Source organism: Novacetimonas sp. GS1, assembly GCF_036686925.1.
In the GTDB taxonomy this organism is placed as follows: domain Bacteria; phylum Pseudomonadota; class Alphaproteobacteria; order Acetobacterales; family Acetobacteraceae; genus Novacetimonas; species Novacetimonas hansenii.
In genome coordinates, this window is sequence record NZ_VSZP01000001.1 from 2,054,236 (window position 1) to 2,070,813 (window position 16,578).

The following is a 16,578-nucleotide window of genomic DNA, read 5'->3' on the forward strand; positions in this document are numbered from 1 at the left end:
TATCATCGGCTGTAAGGGATCAGCAGGCCATGCCGCATGGAAGCCCCCTTGTCACGATCCTTGTCATTGGTCTCAGTCTTGCCTTCGTACTCGGCACGATCGCAAACAGGCTCAGATGTTCCGTGCTTGTCGGTTATCTGCTGGCGGGTATCGCCATTGGCCCGTTCACCCCTGGTTTTGTGGCGGATCAGGATCTTGTGCCCCAATTGGCGGAAATTGGCGTTATCCTGCTGATGTTTGGTGTGGGGCTGCATTTTTCCGTCAATGACCTTGTCTCCGTCAGGGCCATCGCAGTTCCTGGCGCCGTGTTGCAGGTCGTCATGTCCACAATATGTAGCATGTTTCTGGCACGACTGCTGGGCTGGTCATGGGGAAGTGGCGTGGTTTTCGGCATGACCCTTGCCATCGCCAGTACGGTCGTGCTGCTGCGGACGTTGCAGGAACATCGCCTGATGGACACGCAACGTGGGCATATCGCCATCGGCTGGCTGGTGATCCAGGACCTGCTGACGGTGATGGTTCTGGTGCTTTTGCCGGTTATGGCGCCGTTGCTGAAACATGATCCGCATGCAGCCATGGTCGGTCCGTGGCAACTGGTCATCGCGGTCGGGCTGACGATTGGCAAGGTCGTGGCTTTTATTGCCCTGATTCTGGTGGTCGGGCGACGGCTGATCCCGACAATGCTGCATTATGTCGCGCATACCGGTTCACGGGAACTGTTTCGCCTGTGCGTGCTGGCAATTGCACTGGGTGTTGCCCTGACGGCGACGGAAATCTTTGGCGTTTCCTTTGCTCTGGGGGCGTTCGTTGCAGGCATGGTGTTGAGTGAGTCGCCACTGTCGCAGCATGCGGGGGCCGAAACCCTGCCGTTGCGCGATGCCTTTGCCGTGCTGTTCTTCATTTCGGTGGGAATGCTGTTCAATCCCGTCATCCTGTTTCGCCATCCCCTGCCCTTGCTGGGTACGTTGGCGGTCATCATGGTGGCAACGCCATCCCTGACGGTCGTGATCCTGCGTATCCTGCGCCAGCCATGGCGGACAGCCCTGTCGGTCGGTGCAGGACTTGCACAGATCGGAGAGTTCTCTTTCATCCTTGCCGCCCTTGGGGTGCAATCGGGGGTGCTTGCCGAACGTGCGCGCGACCTTGTGCTTGGTGCGTCCATCATATCCATACTGCTTAACCCTGTCCTTGTTGCGGTCATCAACCGGATGAACGACCTGCTGGACCGACGGGCGCGCCTGCGCACTGATGGCACGGAACGTGAAAGCCCTGTTGCAGGATTACGGGGGCATGCCATCCTGATCGGGGGTGGCCGGGTCGGTGCCCTCGTGGCGGAAGGGCTGCGTGCGCATGATGTCCCGTTGCTGGTGGTGGAGGAAGCGGACACGCAGGTAAAGGCATTACGTGGGCGGGGGATCGACGTGATGCTGGGCAATGCGGCGGACCCCGGGCTGTTGCCGCTTGTGGGGCTGGATCGTGCCCGTATCCTGATCGTGGCCATTCCCGATGCGTTCGAGGCGGGGGAGATCATCCAGCAGGCGCGTGGCCTCAACCCCGAAATCGATATCGTTGCACGTGCGCACTTTGACAGTGCTGCGAACTATCTTTTGGAATATGGCGCCAGTCTGGTCATCATGGGGGAGCGCGAGATCGCACGCGCGATGCTGGATTATGTCACCCATGGCGCCACGTCCGGCAGCCGTGTTGATCCTTCGAGCATGTAAGGACCTTTTCATGTCCCCTACTCCCACCATCACGCATCCGATCGAAGATTATGCCATGATCGGTTCCACCCACAGTGCCGCGCTGATCCACCGTAACGGCACTATCGAGTGGCTGTGCATGCCACGTTTTGATTCCGAGGCGATTTTCGCCTCTCTCCTCGGTACGTCTGAAAATGGGGAGTGGGCGGTACGTGCCACCGATCCGGCGGCACATATCACGCGTCGTTATGTTCCGGATACGATGATCCTTGAAACCACGATACAGACGGTGTCAGGGCGTGCCGTCGTGCTTGATTTCATGCCGACACCCGTTGATGGTGATCTTCATGAACTTGTCCGCATCATCCATGGTGTCGAAGGCCAGGTCGATTTTTCCGCCGAACTGCGCCTTCGTTTCAATTATGGCGCATGGATTCCCTGGGTGGAACGGCGCGAGGGGGCGATCTTTGCCTTTGCCGGACCGGATGCCATCCGCCTGAGCAGTAGCGTTGACCTCAGCAACACCAACTTTTCCACCACATCGGAATTCACCATTGTTGCGGGGCAAAGTGTGGCCACGACACTGGAATGGTTCCCCTCACACAAAATACCGCCCCTGCCGCGTGATCCTTACGCCCTGTTACGCCATACCGAGGCCCAGGGACGGCTGTGGGCGGCGCAGTGTACCTATAACGGTCCTTATGCCGAGGTTGTGCGACGCTCTCTCATGACGCTCAAGGCGCTGACCTATCAGCCGACCGGTGGGATTGTTGCGGCCCCTACGACCTCCCTGCCCGAAGATCCCGGTGGGGGGCGTAACTGGGATTATCGTTATTGCTGGCTGCGTGATGCGGTCTGGACGCTGCATGCGCTGACGGTATCGGGATATATGGAGGAAGCAAGCGCATGGCGATGGTGGCTGATGCGCGCGACCGCTGGCGCGCCAGACGGGTTGCAGGTCATGTATGGCCTGCATGGAGAGCGCAGGTTGACGGAAACCACGCTGGACCATCTGGCGGGATACGAAAACAGCCGTCCTGTGCGCATCGGAAATGCGGCGCATGAACAGCTCCAGCTTGATGTCTATGGCTCTTTGCTGGGTGCATTCGATGCGGCGCGACGTGACGGGCTGGCGGACATGGACGCGGTATGGCCGTTGCAACGTTCGATCGCCGACCGCCTGCTTGTCCTGTGGCGTCAGCCGGATTCCAGCCTGTGGGAGGTACGTGGCCCGAAGCAGCACTTTGTTTATTCCAAGATGATGTGCTGGTTTGCGTTTGACCGCACGATTGCCAGCGCTGTGGATTTCGGGCTTGAAGGTCCGGTTGACGCCTGGCGTGCGGCGCGTGAGGAAATCCATGCCGAAATCTGTGAAAAAGGGTTCGACGTGGCCAGTAACAGTTTCATGCAGTATTATGGCGCGGACCGTGTAGATGCCTCCTTGTTGCAGATCCCGCTGCTGGGTTTCCTGCCGGCAGATGACCCGCGCGTGCAGGGCACGGTTGCCCGGATCGAAAAGGAACTGCTGCATAACAATGTGGTCTATCGCTATCTGCCCGAAGGGGTGACGGCCGATGGGCTGGAGGGACGGGAGGGCGCGTTCCTTGCATGTAGTTTCTGGCTGTGTGATGCCTATATCATGTCCCGTCGCATGGAGGAGGCGCGCATCCTGTTTGAACGGTTGCTCTCCTATGGCAATGACCTTGGCCTTTTTGCTGAGGAATATGACCCCGTTGCGCGGCGGCAGCTTGGGAATTTTCCGCAGGCCTTCAGCCATTTTGCCCTTGTCCATACCGCCCATATGCTGGCAGGTGGGGTGATCGATGCCAGTGGACAGCGACGCCGGAGAAAGTAGGCTATGGGCGCCTATCTGCCGGATGATTAGGGATCGGGTTTTTCAATCTGCATATATGGCCGCAGTTTTGTGAAAAAACATTGGAAGCGAATTTGCAGGTGGTTGCGCTGCCTCTTAAGCGATCAGGTTGTGCGCGTTCTGTATGAAACCTTTCGGTAGGCCATACGCTGTATGGGCAATGGCTCAAGGGAGGGAATGATGAGTGTCATGAAATTTTCCCTCTATACACAGACGGAAAACCAGCCCCTGTTTCACTGGGTACGACGTGAACTGCATGAATGTTTTGACTTTATCATGCATGAACCGCCCCCGGACGAGATACTTGCCCTGCTGGAGGGTGCGGACTCCCTACGTTCCTGAAGGCAGCACGTATCCATGGTACCCAGTTCTTATGGGGCGGAGTGTCGTGTGGCTGAGGGGATTTCCCCCAGCCTTGGAAATGGTTTGGGGATCACCATTCCTCCTTCATGAGATGTGACACAAGGTTGACGCCAAGGGCGGTCAGGCGCTCCACCAGTTCCCGCCCCGCGGTTGGGGAACACAGGCGCGGGTCGGCCTGCATGACCCCCTGCGTTGCGATTTCGTCAATTTCAAGGGGAAAGTGGATACTGGACCCCTCGAACCGTGCCGTGGCGAAACCATTGACGGGCAAGCCCATGAACTGCTGTGGATGGGTGGCAGGGGCCGGCAGAAGGTCGGGACGCACCAGGTCAGGAAACAGCGCCATGGCCACGCTGGATAACGGGTTGCCACCGTGCCCGGCGGAACGTTCCGCCACATCGCGGTTGCCCATTACTTCGGGGAGCATACCTGCCGCGATGCTCCATAGATAGACACTTGGGATCACCACGCCATGTGTGTGTCGCATCGACAGCGTGACATCATGCACGGCCTGTGCATTGCCGCCATGCCCGTTGAAGATGATGATGCGTGTCAGCCCGTTACGCAGCAGGCATGACATGATATCGGTCAGGACGGCACGTAACGTTGCCTGGCCCAGTGCAATTCCGCCGATGACGCTGCCGAAATAATCCGCCCCGCCATAAGGCAGGACGGGCGCGACGTAGGTTCCGATGCCACGTGCCCGCGTGGCAAGTGCCACACGGCGTGCGATTGCATCCGCGCACAGGTAATCCCCCATGGGGGCGTGCGGGCCCTGATCTTCATGGCTGCCAAGGGGCAGGATGATAACGGGGTTATCGGCAAGTGCGGTGCGTGCTTCCTGCGCGGTGAGTTCGGAGAGACATAGTTTTTCTGTGGTCTGTTTCATACGGAAAATTCCAATTCGGGAGCATGTATATCGCGAAAAATTTTAGTAATTTGAAAATATTTTTCAATCCGCCCTGATGTGCAATCATGCTGCATGTCGTGAGAATTCCTGAATGGAAGAATTCTTTTTCATATGTTGGGGGATATGCAAAAGTCGGGGCGACAGTCCCTGATACCCGCTTTTTCCGTCCACATGTCTGTCTTTGCCGGGAACATGTGGCGTAACATATCCCGATTTTTCATAATAACCGATGGCAGGTAAACCCACATGACCCAACCTCCCGCCCGCACTTCCGAGACCTCGGTGGATCGCCTGATCCTTGACCGCTGGTCTCCCTATGCCTTTACCCCGGCCCCGATTGAGGAAACGGAACTTCTGTCCTTCCTTGATGCCGGGCGCTGGGCGCCTTCGGCCTATAATTCACAGCCATGGCGTTTTATCTATGCCCGGCGTGACACTGCGGATTGGGAACGTTTCCTGTCGTGGTTGATCCCGTTCAACCATTCATGGGCACAAAATGCCTCCGCCGTTGTTTATGTCGCTTCGCATACGGTCATGAATATCGGACAGGTGGAACCTGTGCCCGCCCCTACCCATTCATTTGATACCGGTGCAGCGGCAGTTCTGGTGCAACTGCAACTGAACAAGGCTGGGTGGGCGGCCCATCCCATCAGCGGCTTTGATCATGATCTGGCGCGTGCAGGGCTGGAATTGCCCGAAGATTATGCTCTTGATGCCGCCATCATCATCGGACGCCCAGGCGATGCCGGGAGCCTGCCAGAAGGGCTGCGTGCGCGTAATGTCCCCTCCTCCCGACGTCCTCTTGCTGATGTCGCGTTTTCCGGGCGGTTCCCAGGCCAACAGCAGGATGTGGACTGAAGGGGAACGCGCACACACGGCGGTATGCGTATATGATCTGTAAATGGAGGGGGGATTTGGAAAACAAACTATTTATATAAATGTAAAAATTTCCAAGATACTGTCTTTTCGCAGTATCTTGGAAAATATTCACAGAATTTTGTAATTTCAATCGTATATTGGTTCTTCCTCTTGAGAAGTGTTTAACAATCCATCGGATTGGAAAGTTTTTCGTAATAATATTTCTAAAATACAGGATGGTAATTTTAATAATCGTAGTAACCATTGCTTAGTTTTCGCGACGCTGGTCCCACCATGCCAATCGCTTCAGGATATCGCGTTCATATCCCCGTGCGTTGGGACGATAGATTTCCGGTCTGTCTGGCCCGCTTAATATGTCGGGAAAAAACGGCTGACCGCTGAAGGCATGCGGGAAATCATGGTCGTATCTGTATCCATCCTTGAAGCCCTGCGCCTTCATCAGTGCCGTTGGCGCATTGACCAGATGCTTTGGCGGCATGATTGAACCATGTGCCTCGGCAAGGTCCATGGCGGTGTAGAATGCCTTGTAGATTGCATTGGATTTGATCGCGGTTGCCAGGTATCCCACGCATTGTGCAAGTGCGGGCAGTCCTTCTGGTTCCCCGATCCGTTCAAACACAGCCGCGCAGGCGGCGGCCTGTTCGATGGCGCGCGGATCGGCAAGACCGACCTCCTCCGTCGCCATGACCATCAGGCGGCGCAGGATCGCGCGTGGTGGTTCCCCACTTCTGAGTAGCCGGGCCAGCCAGTAAAGTGCTGCCTGCACATCCGAACCCCGGATTGATTTCTGAAACGCGGACAGTAGCGCATGATGAATATCCGATCCCTTGTCGCCGGCATGTGCTTTGCGTTGTACAAGGGTATGAAGCTGTTCGGGCGTAACGGCGGCGTCAGGGCCGAGATCCGACAGTGCTTCGGCCATCACCAGCAGGTAACGCCCGTCGCCATCCGCCATGTTCAGCAGTTCGGTGCGCGCCTCCGCCTCAAGGGGAAGCGTATGGCCCAAATGCGCCTCCGCCCGTTCCAGCAGGATCGACAGGTCGTGTGTGGCAAGCCGTTCAAGCACCATGACCTGCGCCCTGCTGGCAAGCGCGCGATTCAGTTCAAAAGAGGGATTTTCGGTGGTTGCACCGATCAGGACGATGGTCCCGTCTTCCACATACGGTAACAGTGCATCCTGCTGTGCCTTGTTCCAGCGATGGATTTCATCGACGAACAGGACCATGCCCTTTGTCTGCCCCTGCTGGCGAAGGCCCTGCGCCCGGGCGAGTGCTTTTTTCAGGTCTGCCATACCTGACATGACGGCGGAGATCTGTTCAAACGCCATGCCCGAACGCGCGGCGAGTATGCGTGCCAGCGTGGTTTTTCCCGTTCCCGGAGGACCCCAGAAAATCATGGATGACAGGCGCCCCGATGCCACCATGCGGCCAATGGGCCGATCTGGGGCCATCAGGTGGGCCTGGCCAATGACATCCTCGATCCGTTCCGGACGCAGGGCTTCGGCAAGGGGACGGGGCGCTACGGTCTCGAACAGGGATGTCACGTTTTCTCCATGGTGTTCATGTCTATGCCGGATTATGCATTTTCCAGATGCGTTTCAGAAGACGGAAGCCCTACATTTATGTTCCCTGTTCTGTCGTCCCTGATAAAGGATCGGATCATGTCATCTTGTCGCCTGGGTCGTCATGGTATCGTGCTCTCACTGTTTCTGGGTGCATCATTTGGGCATATGACTTCACAGGCCGCCCCACGGCCAGAGGCGCTGCAACTGCCAGCGGGGTTCCATATTGCTACTTATACCAGTCATGTCCCCGGTGCGCGTGAAATGGCGCTTGGTGATCGGGGGACGATTTTTGTCGGCTCCATGGGGGCGGGCAAGGTCTATGCCCTGACATACGGCGCAGACGGCCATGCGCCACAAGTGCGGGTGGTGGCCCATGGCCTGAACCTCCCGGTTGGTGTGGCCTTTCATCAGGGGGATCTGTATATTTCCGATACCCGCCGGATTGTCGTCCTCCGGGGGATAGAGGACCGGTTGGACCACCCGCCCACGCCGCAAACGGTCGCGGATAACCTGCCCTATCGTGCGGGAGACCATTCATGGAAATTCATTGCGTTTGGACCAGATGGCAAGCTGTATGTTCCGATTGGCGCACCGTGCAATGTTTGTGATATCGGGCATGAGTTCGGTCGTCTGATCCGCATGAATCCCGACGGCACCGGGCGTGAGGATGTGGCGTATGGCATCCGTAACACCGTGGGATTTACGTGGCAGCCCGGAACGGGCGCCCTGTGGTTTACCGATAATGGCCGCGATATGATGGGCGATGACATCCCATCTGATGAGCTGAACCGTATTGACAGGGTTGGGCAATCCTTTGGCTTTCCCTATTGCCATCAGGGTAACATTCCTGATCCTGTCTATGGCAAGGGTCATCCATGTGCTGGGTTTACACCGCCTGTCCTCAGGCTGGGCGCACATGTCGCGGCCCTCGGGTTACGGTTTTACGAAGGAACGATGTTTCCCGCAATGTATCGTGGTGGCCTGCTGATTGCGGAGCATGGGTCATGGAACCGTTCCCGTCTGTCGGGATACAGGGTGGTGGCAGTTCCTGTCAGTGCGGGTGGCAGCGTAGGGCCAGCCTCTGTCCTTGTAGATGGTTTTCAACATGACGAGACCCCGTGGGGGCGGCCTGCGGATGTACAGCCACTGCCCGATGGCAGCGTCCTTGTCAGTGATGACCTGGCCGGTGCGATCTATCGTCTGACCTATGATGGACATGCGGGTTGAAATGGGGATGGCAGAATATCCGAACACCATAAAATTCGGATATTTCAGTAACGGTATGTAAAAAATAAATAAACCACTGACGGGGAATGAGTAATTCGCGAATGTATTTTATAATATTTTCCACGGAAAAAGTGTAAATTCAAAAACCGTGATGGTCATATTTAGAGACTGTTTGAAAAGGCAGGCGTAATAACATACTGAAATCATAAAGGTTTTTGGTGAATTTTTTCAAAAAGATTCAGAAGACGCCGCCTTTTTTCAAAAAGGCGGCACCCAAAAACTTTTCCTGTTTTTTTTTCAAACAATCTCTTAATCTGTGTGCTTGATCGATTCTGCACCCAATCCGATTTGAAGCATCTGTCTGGACATTATCTTGTCGCCATAAGAGTCCGGTGGGTGTTCTGTAATGTTTGCAAAAAGCAATCCTCACAAAACACCTGTGAAATTTAGTCCCGTTTCTCTCAGGGCTGCGCATTCATCAGGGCCAACCCCTCTGCGACCGAGACGAACTCTCCGCCCGTATCAACACGTTCCGCGCCAAAGCGACGGGTGAACAGGTCCCGCACCGCAGGTACGAACGATGTGCCACCGGTCAGGAAAACGCGGTCTATCGCGCTTGCAGGCAGCGCCGCACGTTCAAGGGCGTTTTCAACGGCCGCATCAAAGCGATGCAGGTCCGGGGCGATCCAGTTTTCGAATTCGGTGCGTGTGATTGTACGATTGATGTGAATATCCCGGTGATCATATGTCAAGATCGCGCGGTCGGCCTGTGACAATTCCCGCTTTGCCGCGCCCACGGCACGATAAAGTGCCTGCCCCTGCTGATCATCAATCAGGTTACGCAATGCAAGTAGTCGATCCGGTTCTGAGGCCGTGCGCGCCACTTCCGAGATATCGCGCAGGGTTTGTGGCGTGCGCATCAGGGCAAGGCGATGCCAGCGGCCAAGGCTTGCATACCATTCCGCCGGGACCGGCAGTGGTGCGCCACCCATCACGCGATAAGTGGTATGCCGTCCCAGTTCAGGGGCAATGACATTATCAATGATACGGTAATCGAACTGATCGCCTGCGATGCCAACACCGGAATATCCTAATGGTGTTGCCCGATGCGGGGTATCGGGGTCGAAACGCAGGATGGAAAAATCACTGGTGCCCCCACCGAAATCCCCCACCAGCACGGTGGCTGGTGTGCCAAGGCGGCGGGCGAAGCGCCACCCTGCGGCTTCGGGTTCGAGGGCTACATCGACATGGTGAAACCCTGCGGCACGGAAACTGTCGCGCAATCGCTGCTCCCCAAAGGCATCATCGACGCCGTCCCCCGCGAAATGCACTGGGCGTCCCACCGTGGCGGTGACTGTGGCGGGATCAATTCCGATCGTGCGCATCAGGCAACCCAGAAAGCGCGCGATCATCATCTCCAGCGTCATGACATGCCCAAGCAGGCGCGTCTGGCGAAAGGAGGCCTGCGCCAGATAGGATTTCATGGACATGATCAGGCGGCTTTCGGCCGGATCCTCCAGATAGGCATCGATAGCTGCGGCACCTATGGCTTCGCACAGGCTGATGCGCCCTGCCTGCGTTTCCTCATGCCACAGGCACAGCAGCGAACGGCAGGTTTCCGTGGCCTCGTGATGGGGAAAGGAAAAGCGTGCCGGATGGGGGTGCCCATTTTCATCCAGCAGGACAACAACAGTGTTGGTCGTGCCGAAATCAATGCCGAGCCTGATGCTCTGGGGGGATCCGATGGAAGACATGGCGCCTCAATAATCATCCATCTGCCGTATGTCCATCCATCGTAACATCAGTTGCCTCAGGCCAGGGTCTCATTGTTCAGCAAGGCATGGGCCAGACGGTTGTGTCGTTCGGCAAGCATTCCCGTATCACATGTCAGCAGATGTCCGTCACGTACGACGACCTGTCCGTTGATGATCGACAGTGCCACATTGCGCGGGGTGCAGAACACAAGGGCTGCGACAGGGTCCACCAGCGCCCCGGCATATTCGATGCCACGCATGTCAAAGGCGACAAGGTCCGCTGCCATGCCCGGCGACAGATGCCCGATATCATCACGTCCCAGAACGGTGGCCCCCCCTCGTGTCGCAAGTTCGAGAACGGTGCGTGCTCCCATCATGGGGGTATCGTCCCCATTATCACGCAATCGCGAAACAAGCATCGCCTGGCGTGCCTCTGTCAGCATGTGGCTGCTGTCATTGGAGGCCGAACCGTCCACCCCCAGCCCTATGGGCACACCATGGGCCATCATGTGGCGCACGGGCGCAATGCCTGACCCCAGACGCATATTGGAACATGGGCAGTGGGCAACGCCTGTCCCGCTGCGCCCAAAACGTTCAATGCCGGCATGATCCAGACGGACGCAATGTGCATGCCATACATCCGGCCCAAGCCAGCCCGTATCCTCAGCATATTCTGCCGGAGTCATGCCAAAAGTTGCGCGGCTATATTCGATATCGCTGGCGTTTTCAGCAAGATGGGTGTGGAGCCTTGTGCCCGTTGCACGCGCCAGTGCTGCTGATTCGCGCATCAGATCCCGACTGACGGAAAATGGCGAACAGGGGGCAAGGACAATGCGTCGCATCGCAAGGCGGGAGGGATCATGATATGTTTCGACCACACGTTGCATGTCATGCAGGATGGCTTTTTCATCCTCCACCAGACTGTCGGGGGGCAGTCCCCCCTTGCTTTCACCGACGCTCATTGCGCCACGGGCAGCATGAAAGCGCATGCCCATCGTGGTTGCCGCCTCAATCTGGTCATCAAGGCGGCTGCCATTCGGGAACAGGTACAGATGGTCACTACTGGTGGTGCAGCCCGAAAGAATCAGTTCCGCCATTGCCGTGCATGTAGAAACCCGGATCATGTCCGGCGTCAGGCGTGCCCAGATGGGATAGAGCGTACGCAGCCAGCCGAACAGGGAGACATCCTGTGCTTCGGGCACGGCACGGGTCAGGGTCTGGTACATGTGGTGATGGGTGTTGACCATGCCTGGCATAACCACATGACCTGACATGTCCATGACCTCGTCCGCGGTGGGCGGTACCTCGTCGGCCATGCCAACACGTGTGATCTGCTGGTCCTGTATCAGGACCCAGCCCCCGGCGATTTCACGTCGCTGCGTATCCATCGTCACAAGCATCAGCGCGTTTTTAAGCAGTATGGAATGGGGCATGGATTTCTTAACCAATGTGGGCGTTGTACGTTGTCCTATAGCGGGATCGGCATGAAATGTGCACCCATGTCATGGAAACAGTATGGGAATTAGTCAGGGGGACGGACATGATTTTAGAACAAGTCACTGACAAAAAACGATAAAATTCTTTAACAGTCAGTTTCTCCCAAAAGGGGAAGGCGTGTGAACCCTATTAAAAAAAACTTTATAGACCGTTTGAAAAATCAGGCTCGATAACATCTGGAATTACATAAGGTTTTTGGTGAAGATTTTCCTAAAAATCTTCACAAAACGCCGCCTTTTTTAAAAAGTCGGCACCAAAAACTTTTCTTATTTTTTGTCAATGATTTGGTTTAAAATAATCTCTTACCAAAAAATGCATGAATATAGCTCAGAAATATGCGTTTCCCTGTCTTCAACAGCCTGCCGAAAGGCGTGGCCCTTGTGACGTTTTTTGAAGAATTCTCGCAAGGGCTTTATGAATCCTCTTCTTTTGTCAGGGTATTGTTAAAACCATTTCTTATCGTTCACGCACGGCTTCCGGCATACCTAATGGACCTGTTCTGGCTGCGGATGGATGTCCGTTCTGTTGCGCCATGTGGTCCTGGATGCGATGGGTGGGATGTGGTGCCGGTGCAGGATGATGGGTCATCCCCTCCATCCCTTCCATCCCCTCCATATGTTCCATTCCCTGCATATCGTGCATCTGCATCGCCGGAGTGGTGGCTGCATGGGCGTAAGGGGCCATCAGGAAGATCGTGCCCATAATGGTCGAAAGGGCAAAAAACCGGGAACCATGTTTCATCATTGCTTTGTAATCCTTATTTATACAGGAATATTTTTTCATATCTTGGGGGAACCGGCCCTGCCCTGCCTTCAGAACCATGTCCGTAGCCCGAATGTGAAATTCAGGTCATGCAGGTCATGTTCGCCACGCGCCCGTGCCAACGTTGTGGCCTGATTGAATGTGCCGCTATAGGTGACGCCAATATAGGGGGCGAGTTTGCGATGCCATTCATAACGCAGCCTCAATCCTGTATCGATATCAGACAGGCCCCGTCCGTTCGCCCGACCCGGATCGGATTGTGAGTAGAAATTAAGTTCGACCTGAGGTTGAAGGATCAGGCGGTTGGTCAGCAACAGGTCATATGATCCCTGCAGGCGGCCGGCTGCGCCACGATCGCTGAAATAAGCGGTCGCTTCCACGTCAAAGAAATAAAGCGCCAGCCCTTCTATCCCGACCGCACCCCATGCGCGGGTGGGACCATTGTCGATATCCATCCGAACCCCGGTCTGGACATCGAAATAGCGCGAGATGGCACGATCATACAGAATTTCATGATCGCCGTCGCCAAACCTTCCGTTCGTCCCCACCGTACCTTCGGATTTCAGCCACAGCTTGTTGTAATCCGTGCCGACCCACGCCTGTCCGTCATATCGGAACTGTCCCCCATTGGCGTTATAGCGTGCCTCGAACTCATCAAGCAGGGCATGGGCATAGAGATTATGATCCATGACCGGTGGCATTGCGTTGACATAGGCAACAGGGGCAGAAGACAGCCCTTTTTTCTGCACGCCACTATTTTTCATGGTGTGGGCCTGTGCCATCGGGGTGACGGCCTGTGCATGAAGGGAGGAGACGGGGATACATGGTAATATCGTGGCAATGATGAACATGTGTTTCATGACACGATGACCGTGCGGAACATGCCCAGTTCCATATGATAGAGCAGATGACAGTGATAGGCCCACATCCCTGGTTCATCGACGGTGACAAGGTAGCTCAGTCTCTCGCCTGGCTTGACGATGATCGTATGTTTATAGGGACGGTACTCCCCCTGCCCGTTTTCCAGTTCACTCCAGAATCCATGCAGGTGGATCGGATGTTCCATCATCGTGTCATTGATCACGATGAACCTGACCCGTTCGCCCAGCGTGAGGCGGATTGCGTCCGCTTCGGAGAATTTTTTACCGTCGAACCCCCATATGAAGCGCTGCATATTGCCCGTCAGATGCAATGTGATCTCACGCGATGGTGGTCTGGGGTCCGCGCCTGCGATGGTCGCGCGCAGATCGGCATAGGTCAGGACGCGGCGGCCATTATGATCCAGCCCATCCCCGGCTTCTGCCAGGCGGTTGATGGGCATCATGGCGATGCTCTGTACTTCCACACCAGGGCGCAGGCGTGGGGTGGCATGGGCGGGCATATCATGCGTCATGTGCGACATGTCCATGCCTTCCATTTCCTTGGACTTAGGCGAAGATGGGGTATGCATGTCCATATTCCCCATCCCCATGTCCGTCATGGTGCGCAGTGGGCGTGGGTCCATCGGGGGGATCGGCCCAGAAACTCCTGCACGGGTCGCAAGCGTACCACGTGCATATCCGGTCCGGTCTTCGGCCTGTGCGAAGATGGTGTATGGACCTGACCCGCGTGGTGTGACCAGAACGTCATAGGTTTCCGCCGTACCGATGCGGAATTCATCTATTGTTACAGGTTCGACTTCGTTGCCATCGGCCTGTATGACCGTCATCTCCAGCCCTGGGATGCGGATATCAAACAACGTCATGGACGAAGCGTTGATGAAACGCAGTCGTATGCGTTCTCCCGGCCCGAACAGGCCCGTCCAGTTGGCCTGTGGCGAGTGCCCGTTCAGAAGGTAGGTATAGATGATACCTGACACATCAAGGATGTCGGTCGGCGCCATGTTCATCCCGCCCCATTGCAGACGGTCATGCAACGTTGCCGATATGCCCTTGTGGCGCATGTCATGGAACAGGGTTCCCACCGTGCGCTGGCGGAAATTGTAATAGTCGCTGTCGAATTTGAGGTTGGAGACGATGTCTGCTGGGGCCACGTCTGTCCAGTCGGACAGAACCATCACATATTCACGGTCATAATGATGGGTTTCCCCATGTCTGGGGTCGATGATGATCGCCCCATACATGCCCTGCTGCTCCTGAAAGCCGGAATGGCTATGATACCAGTAGGTGCCACTCTGGTGCAGGCGAAAGCGGTAGGTGAATGTCTCGCCCGGGGGGATGCCGGCAAAGCTCAGCCCCGGCACGCCATCCATGGCGGCAGGCAGGCGGATGCCGTGCCAGTGGATGGAACTGTCTTCATGCAGGTGGTTCGTGACATTGAGTTCAACAGTGTCCCCCTGTCGCCAGCGCAGGATCGGGGCCGGGATGGAACCATTGACCCCCACGGCACGGACGCGGTGTCCTGTCATGTTGGCGTGCAGGCGTTCAATGCCCAGGTCAAAGCGGGTGGACGGCGTGGCGGCAGGTTGCCCCGTCATGGGGGATTGCGCACGGGCATGGGGGCTTGTGCCTGCGGTCACAAGCGCGCCCCATATGCCTGCGCCGGTTACGAAACGACGACGCGTCAACGCCCCGCCTTTCGCATGCGATACAAGTGTCATGGATAGATATCCGCCAGAAAATATGGACGGTACCGTGTCTTCCCATGCGGGAAGTCCGGTTCCGAAACGGTCAGGAAGGGATCAGACCGTTTTTCTGGGGGGTGGAAGTGCGGGGGCGGATGCCACCCCGCCTGCACCAATGGCATAACGGCTGCCAAAGGTCACTGTGTCTGCACGTGCCTGCATCAGTGGCACAAAACCTGGTGTCACCGCCCAACCGGTCATGCAGGCTGGACCCGACAGGCAGCATCCTGCATCGCCATGTTTGCAGGATTGGTGTGTGTCGCACGGCTGGTGATGATGGTATTGGGGGGAGGATTGATGGACGCCTGGCATTGCCGCCATCGCCGGGGTCGCATATGTGGCCGGGGCGTTTGTATCCCGGGCGTGTGTATCAGGCATCCCCTCGATACCAGTGGGGCTGGGTGCAGCATATACCGGCACGACAGACAGCAGTATCCCGACCTGAAAGAACAGGCAGGCCACCATATACCGCCACTTTTTTGCGCCGATCGCGTTCACACCCGTTTCCCTGCCATCCACAGGACTTCTTTGACATGCCCCGGTGGGACAATCGGCATCATAGCATGTCGCCGGGTGCCCATGTCCACCCCTCCTTTCGTATATGCACGTCAGATATGTGCATCCGCATTATGTTTACCACATGCGCCAGGGTGCGTTGCGTGTTTCCCATAGATGTTCCAGATGACGCTTGTCACGCAGGGTATCCATGGAATGCCAGAATGCATCATGTTTGAGCGCCATCAACTGCCCATCGCTGGCCAGGCGCTCCAGCGGGGTGCGTTCGAAAACGGTTTCATCATCTTCCAGATACCCAAAGACCGAAGGTGACAGCACGAAAAAGCCACCATTTACATAACCGGGTTCGATGGGCTTTTCACGGAAGGCTTCGACGCATCCATTGACGATTTCCAGTGTGCCAAAACGCGCCGGGGGCTTGACCGCCGTGACGGTTGCAACACGGCCGTGGCTGTGATGGAATGCAACCGTCGTGCGCACATCTATTTCGGCGACCCCATCGCCATATGTCATGCAAAACGCTTCATCCTGCAGATAGGGTTGCAGGCGTCGCAGACGACCACCCGTCATGGTATCAAGCCCGGTATCCACCAACGTTACACGCCATGGTTCGGCACTGCGTTTCAGGGTGACAATAGTATCGTTTTGCATATCAACCGTGATATCCGATGACAGGAGATGGTAATTGGCAAAATACTGCTTGATCATCTCTGCCTTGTAGCCAAGGGGAATCACAAAATCATTGATCCCCGCATGGGAATAGATTTTCATGATGTGCCACAGGATGGGACGTCCCCCAATTTCAACCATAGGTTTTGGCCTGCTGTCGGTTTCCTCCATCAGGCGTGTTCCATAACCACCGGACAGGATAACGGCTTTCATGATCACTGCTCTCCATTCAGGTCTC

General features: G+C 56.3%; 14 protein-coding genes. 5 read left to right on the forward strand and 9 right to left on the reverse strand.

What is annotated here, in order from left to right; translation table 11 throughout:
• Positions 1–29: 29 nt before the first annotated feature.
• From ybaL to FYB92_RS09325, 3 genes are all read left to right on the forward strand, one after another.
• Complete coding sequence (gene ybaL / locus FYB92_RS09315; protein ID WP_332828520.1) at positions 30–1,724, forward strand: YbaL family putative K(+) efflux transporter; 1,695 nt, start codon at positions 30–32, stop codon at positions 1,722–1,724.
• A gap of 10 nt (positions 1,725–1,734) precedes the next feature.
• Positions 1,735–3,558, forward strand: coding sequence for a glycoside hydrolase family 15 protein (locus FYB92_RS09320; protein WP_332828521.1), 1,824 nt, complete (start codon positions 1,735–1,737; stop codon positions 3,556–3,558).
• 207 nt (positions 3,559–3,765) lie between these two features.
• Entirely contained in the window at positions 3,766–3,918 is a 153-nt protein-coding gene (locus FYB92_RS09325; protein WP_155734111.1) for a hypothetical protein, read from the forward strand.
• Between the two features lie 91 nt (positions 3,919–4,009).
• Here the strand turns inward: FYB92_RS09325 and FYB92_RS09330 are convergent, their stop codons facing one another.
• A complete protein-coding gene (locus tag FYB92_RS09330; RefSeq protein WP_247066354.1) occupies positions 4,010–4,828 on the reverse strand; it encodes a creatininase family protein in 819 nt (272 codons plus the stop codon).
• 267 nt (positions 4,829–5,095) lie between these two features.
• Between FYB92_RS09330 and FYB92_RS09335 the strand changes: the two genes are divergently transcribed.
• Positions 5,096–5,707 (forward strand): nitroreductase family protein, encoded by a 612-nt coding sequence (locus tag FYB92_RS09335; RefSeq protein ID WP_062808843.1) that lies wholly within the window; start codon positions 5,096–5,098, stop codon positions 5,705–5,707.
• A gap of 268 nt (positions 5,708–5,975) precedes the next feature.
• On the opposite strand, the gene FYB92_RS09340 is transcribed toward FYB92_RS09335, so the two are convergent.
• A complete protein-coding gene (locus tag FYB92_RS09340) occupies positions 5,976–7,271 on the reverse strand; it encodes a replication-associated recombination protein A (RefSeq protein ID WP_003619948.1) in 1,296 nt (431 codons plus the stop codon).
• Positions 7,272–7,457: 186 nt separating this feature from the next.
• Here FYB92_RS09340 and FYB92_RS09345 point away from each other — a divergent pair, with 186 nt between their 5' ends.
• Positions 7,458–8,519 (forward strand): PQQ-dependent sugar dehydrogenase, encoded by a 1,062-nt coding sequence (locus tag FYB92_RS09345; protein WP_332828999.1) that lies wholly within the window; start codon positions 7,458–7,460, stop codon positions 8,517–8,519.
• A 461-nt stretch (positions 8,520–8,980) separates the two neighbouring features.
• Here FYB92_RS09345 and FYB92_RS09350 read toward each other — a convergent pair whose 3' ends face one another.
• From FYB92_RS09350 to rfbF, 7 genes are all read right to left on the reverse strand, one after another.
• On the reverse strand, positions 8,981–10,273 hold the full coding sequence (locus tag FYB92_RS09350) for an Hsp70 family protein (protein ID WP_075596194.1): 1,293 nt from the start codon (positions 10,271–10,273) through the stop codon (positions 8,981–8,983).
• Positions 10,274–10,329: 56 nt separating this feature from the next.
• Positions 10,330–11,706 (reverse strand): 8-oxoguanine deaminase, encoded by a 1,377-nt coding sequence (locus FYB92_RS09355; RefSeq protein WP_332828522.1) that lies wholly within the window; start codon positions 11,704–11,706, stop codon positions 10,330–10,332.
• 520 nt (positions 11,707–12,226) lie between these two features.
• Positions 12,227–12,514, reverse strand: a complete 288-nt coding sequence (locus FYB92_RS09360) for a hypothetical protein (protein WP_192263718.1) — start codon at positions 12,512–12,514, stop codon at positions 12,227–12,229.
• A 68-nt stretch (positions 12,515–12,582) separates the two neighbouring features.
• A complete protein-coding gene (locus tag FYB92_RS09365) occupies positions 12,583–13,383 on the reverse strand; it encodes a copper resistance protein B (protein ID WP_117129712.1) in 801 nt (266 codons plus the stop codon).
• A gap of 5 nt (positions 13,384–13,388) precedes the next feature.
• A complete protein-coding gene (locus tag FYB92_RS09370) occupies positions 13,389–15,131 on the reverse strand; it encodes a copper resistance system multicopper oxidase (protein WP_247066357.1) in 1,743 nt (580 codons plus the stop codon).
• Positions 15,132–15,212: 81 nt separating this feature from the next.
• Positions 15,213–15,653 (reverse strand): hypothetical protein, encoded by a 441-nt coding sequence (locus FYB92_RS09375; RefSeq protein ID WP_332828523.1) that lies wholly within the window; start codon positions 15,651–15,653, stop codon positions 15,213–15,215.
• A gap of 135 nt (positions 15,654–15,788) precedes the next feature.
• Positions 15,789–16,553: a glucose-1-phosphate cytidylyltransferase gene (gene rfbF / locus FYB92_RS09380; RefSeq protein ID WP_003619931.1), complete on the reverse strand. Its 765-nt coding sequence runs from the start codon at positions 16,551–16,553 to the stop codon at positions 15,789–15,791.
• Positions 16,554–16,578 lie beyond the last annotated feature (25 nt).

Bases quoted from the DNA above. Each gene is read 5' to 3' on its own strand.
- FYB92_RS09355 (WP_332828522.1), bottom strand. From the start codon at position 11,706: ATGCCCCATTCCATACTGCTTAAAAACGCGCTGATGCTTGTGACGATG.
- FYB92_RS09365 (WP_117129712.1), bottom strand. From the start codon at position 13,383: ATGTTCATCATTGCCACGATATTACCATGTATCCCCGTCTCCTCCCTT.
- FYB92_RS09360 (WP_192263718.1), bottom strand. From the start codon at position 12,514: ATGATGAAACATGGTTCCCGGTTTTTTGCCCTTTCGACCATTATGGGC.
- FYB92_RS09325 (WP_155734111.1), top strand. From the start codon at position 3,766: ATGAAATTTTCCCTCTATACACAGACGGAAAACCAGCCCCTGTTTCAC.
- FYB92_RS09370 (WP_247066357.1), bottom strand. From the start codon at position 15,131: ATGACACTTGTATCGCATGCGAAAGGCGGGGCGTTGACGCGTCGTCGT.
- FYB92_RS09345 (WP_332828999.1), top strand. From the start codon at position 7,458: ATGACTTCACAGGCCGCCCCACGGCCAGAGGCGCTGCAACTGCCAGCG.
- ybaL (WP_332828520.1), top strand. From the start codon at position 30: ATGCCGCATGGAAGCCCCCTTGTCACGATCCTTGTCATTGGTCTCAGT.
- rfbF (WP_003619931.1), bottom strand. From the start codon at position 16,553: ATGAAAGCCGTTATCCTGTCCGGTGGTTATGGAACACGCCTGATGGAG.
- FYB92_RS09350 (WP_075596194.1), bottom strand. From the start codon at position 10,273: ATGTCTTCCATCGGATCCCCCCAGAGCATCAGGCTCGGCATTGATTTC.
- FYB92_RS09320 (WP_332828521.1), top strand. From the start codon at position 1,735: ATGTCCCCTACTCCCACCATCACGCATCCGATCGAAGATTATGCCATG.
- FYB92_RS09330 (WP_247066354.1), bottom strand. From the start codon at position 4,828: ATGAAACAGACCACAGAAAAACTATGTCTCTCCGAACTCACCGCGCAG.
- FYB92_RS09335 (WP_062808843.1), top strand. From the start codon at position 5,096: ATGACCCAACCTCCCGCCCGCACTTCCGAGACCTCGGTGGATCGCCTG.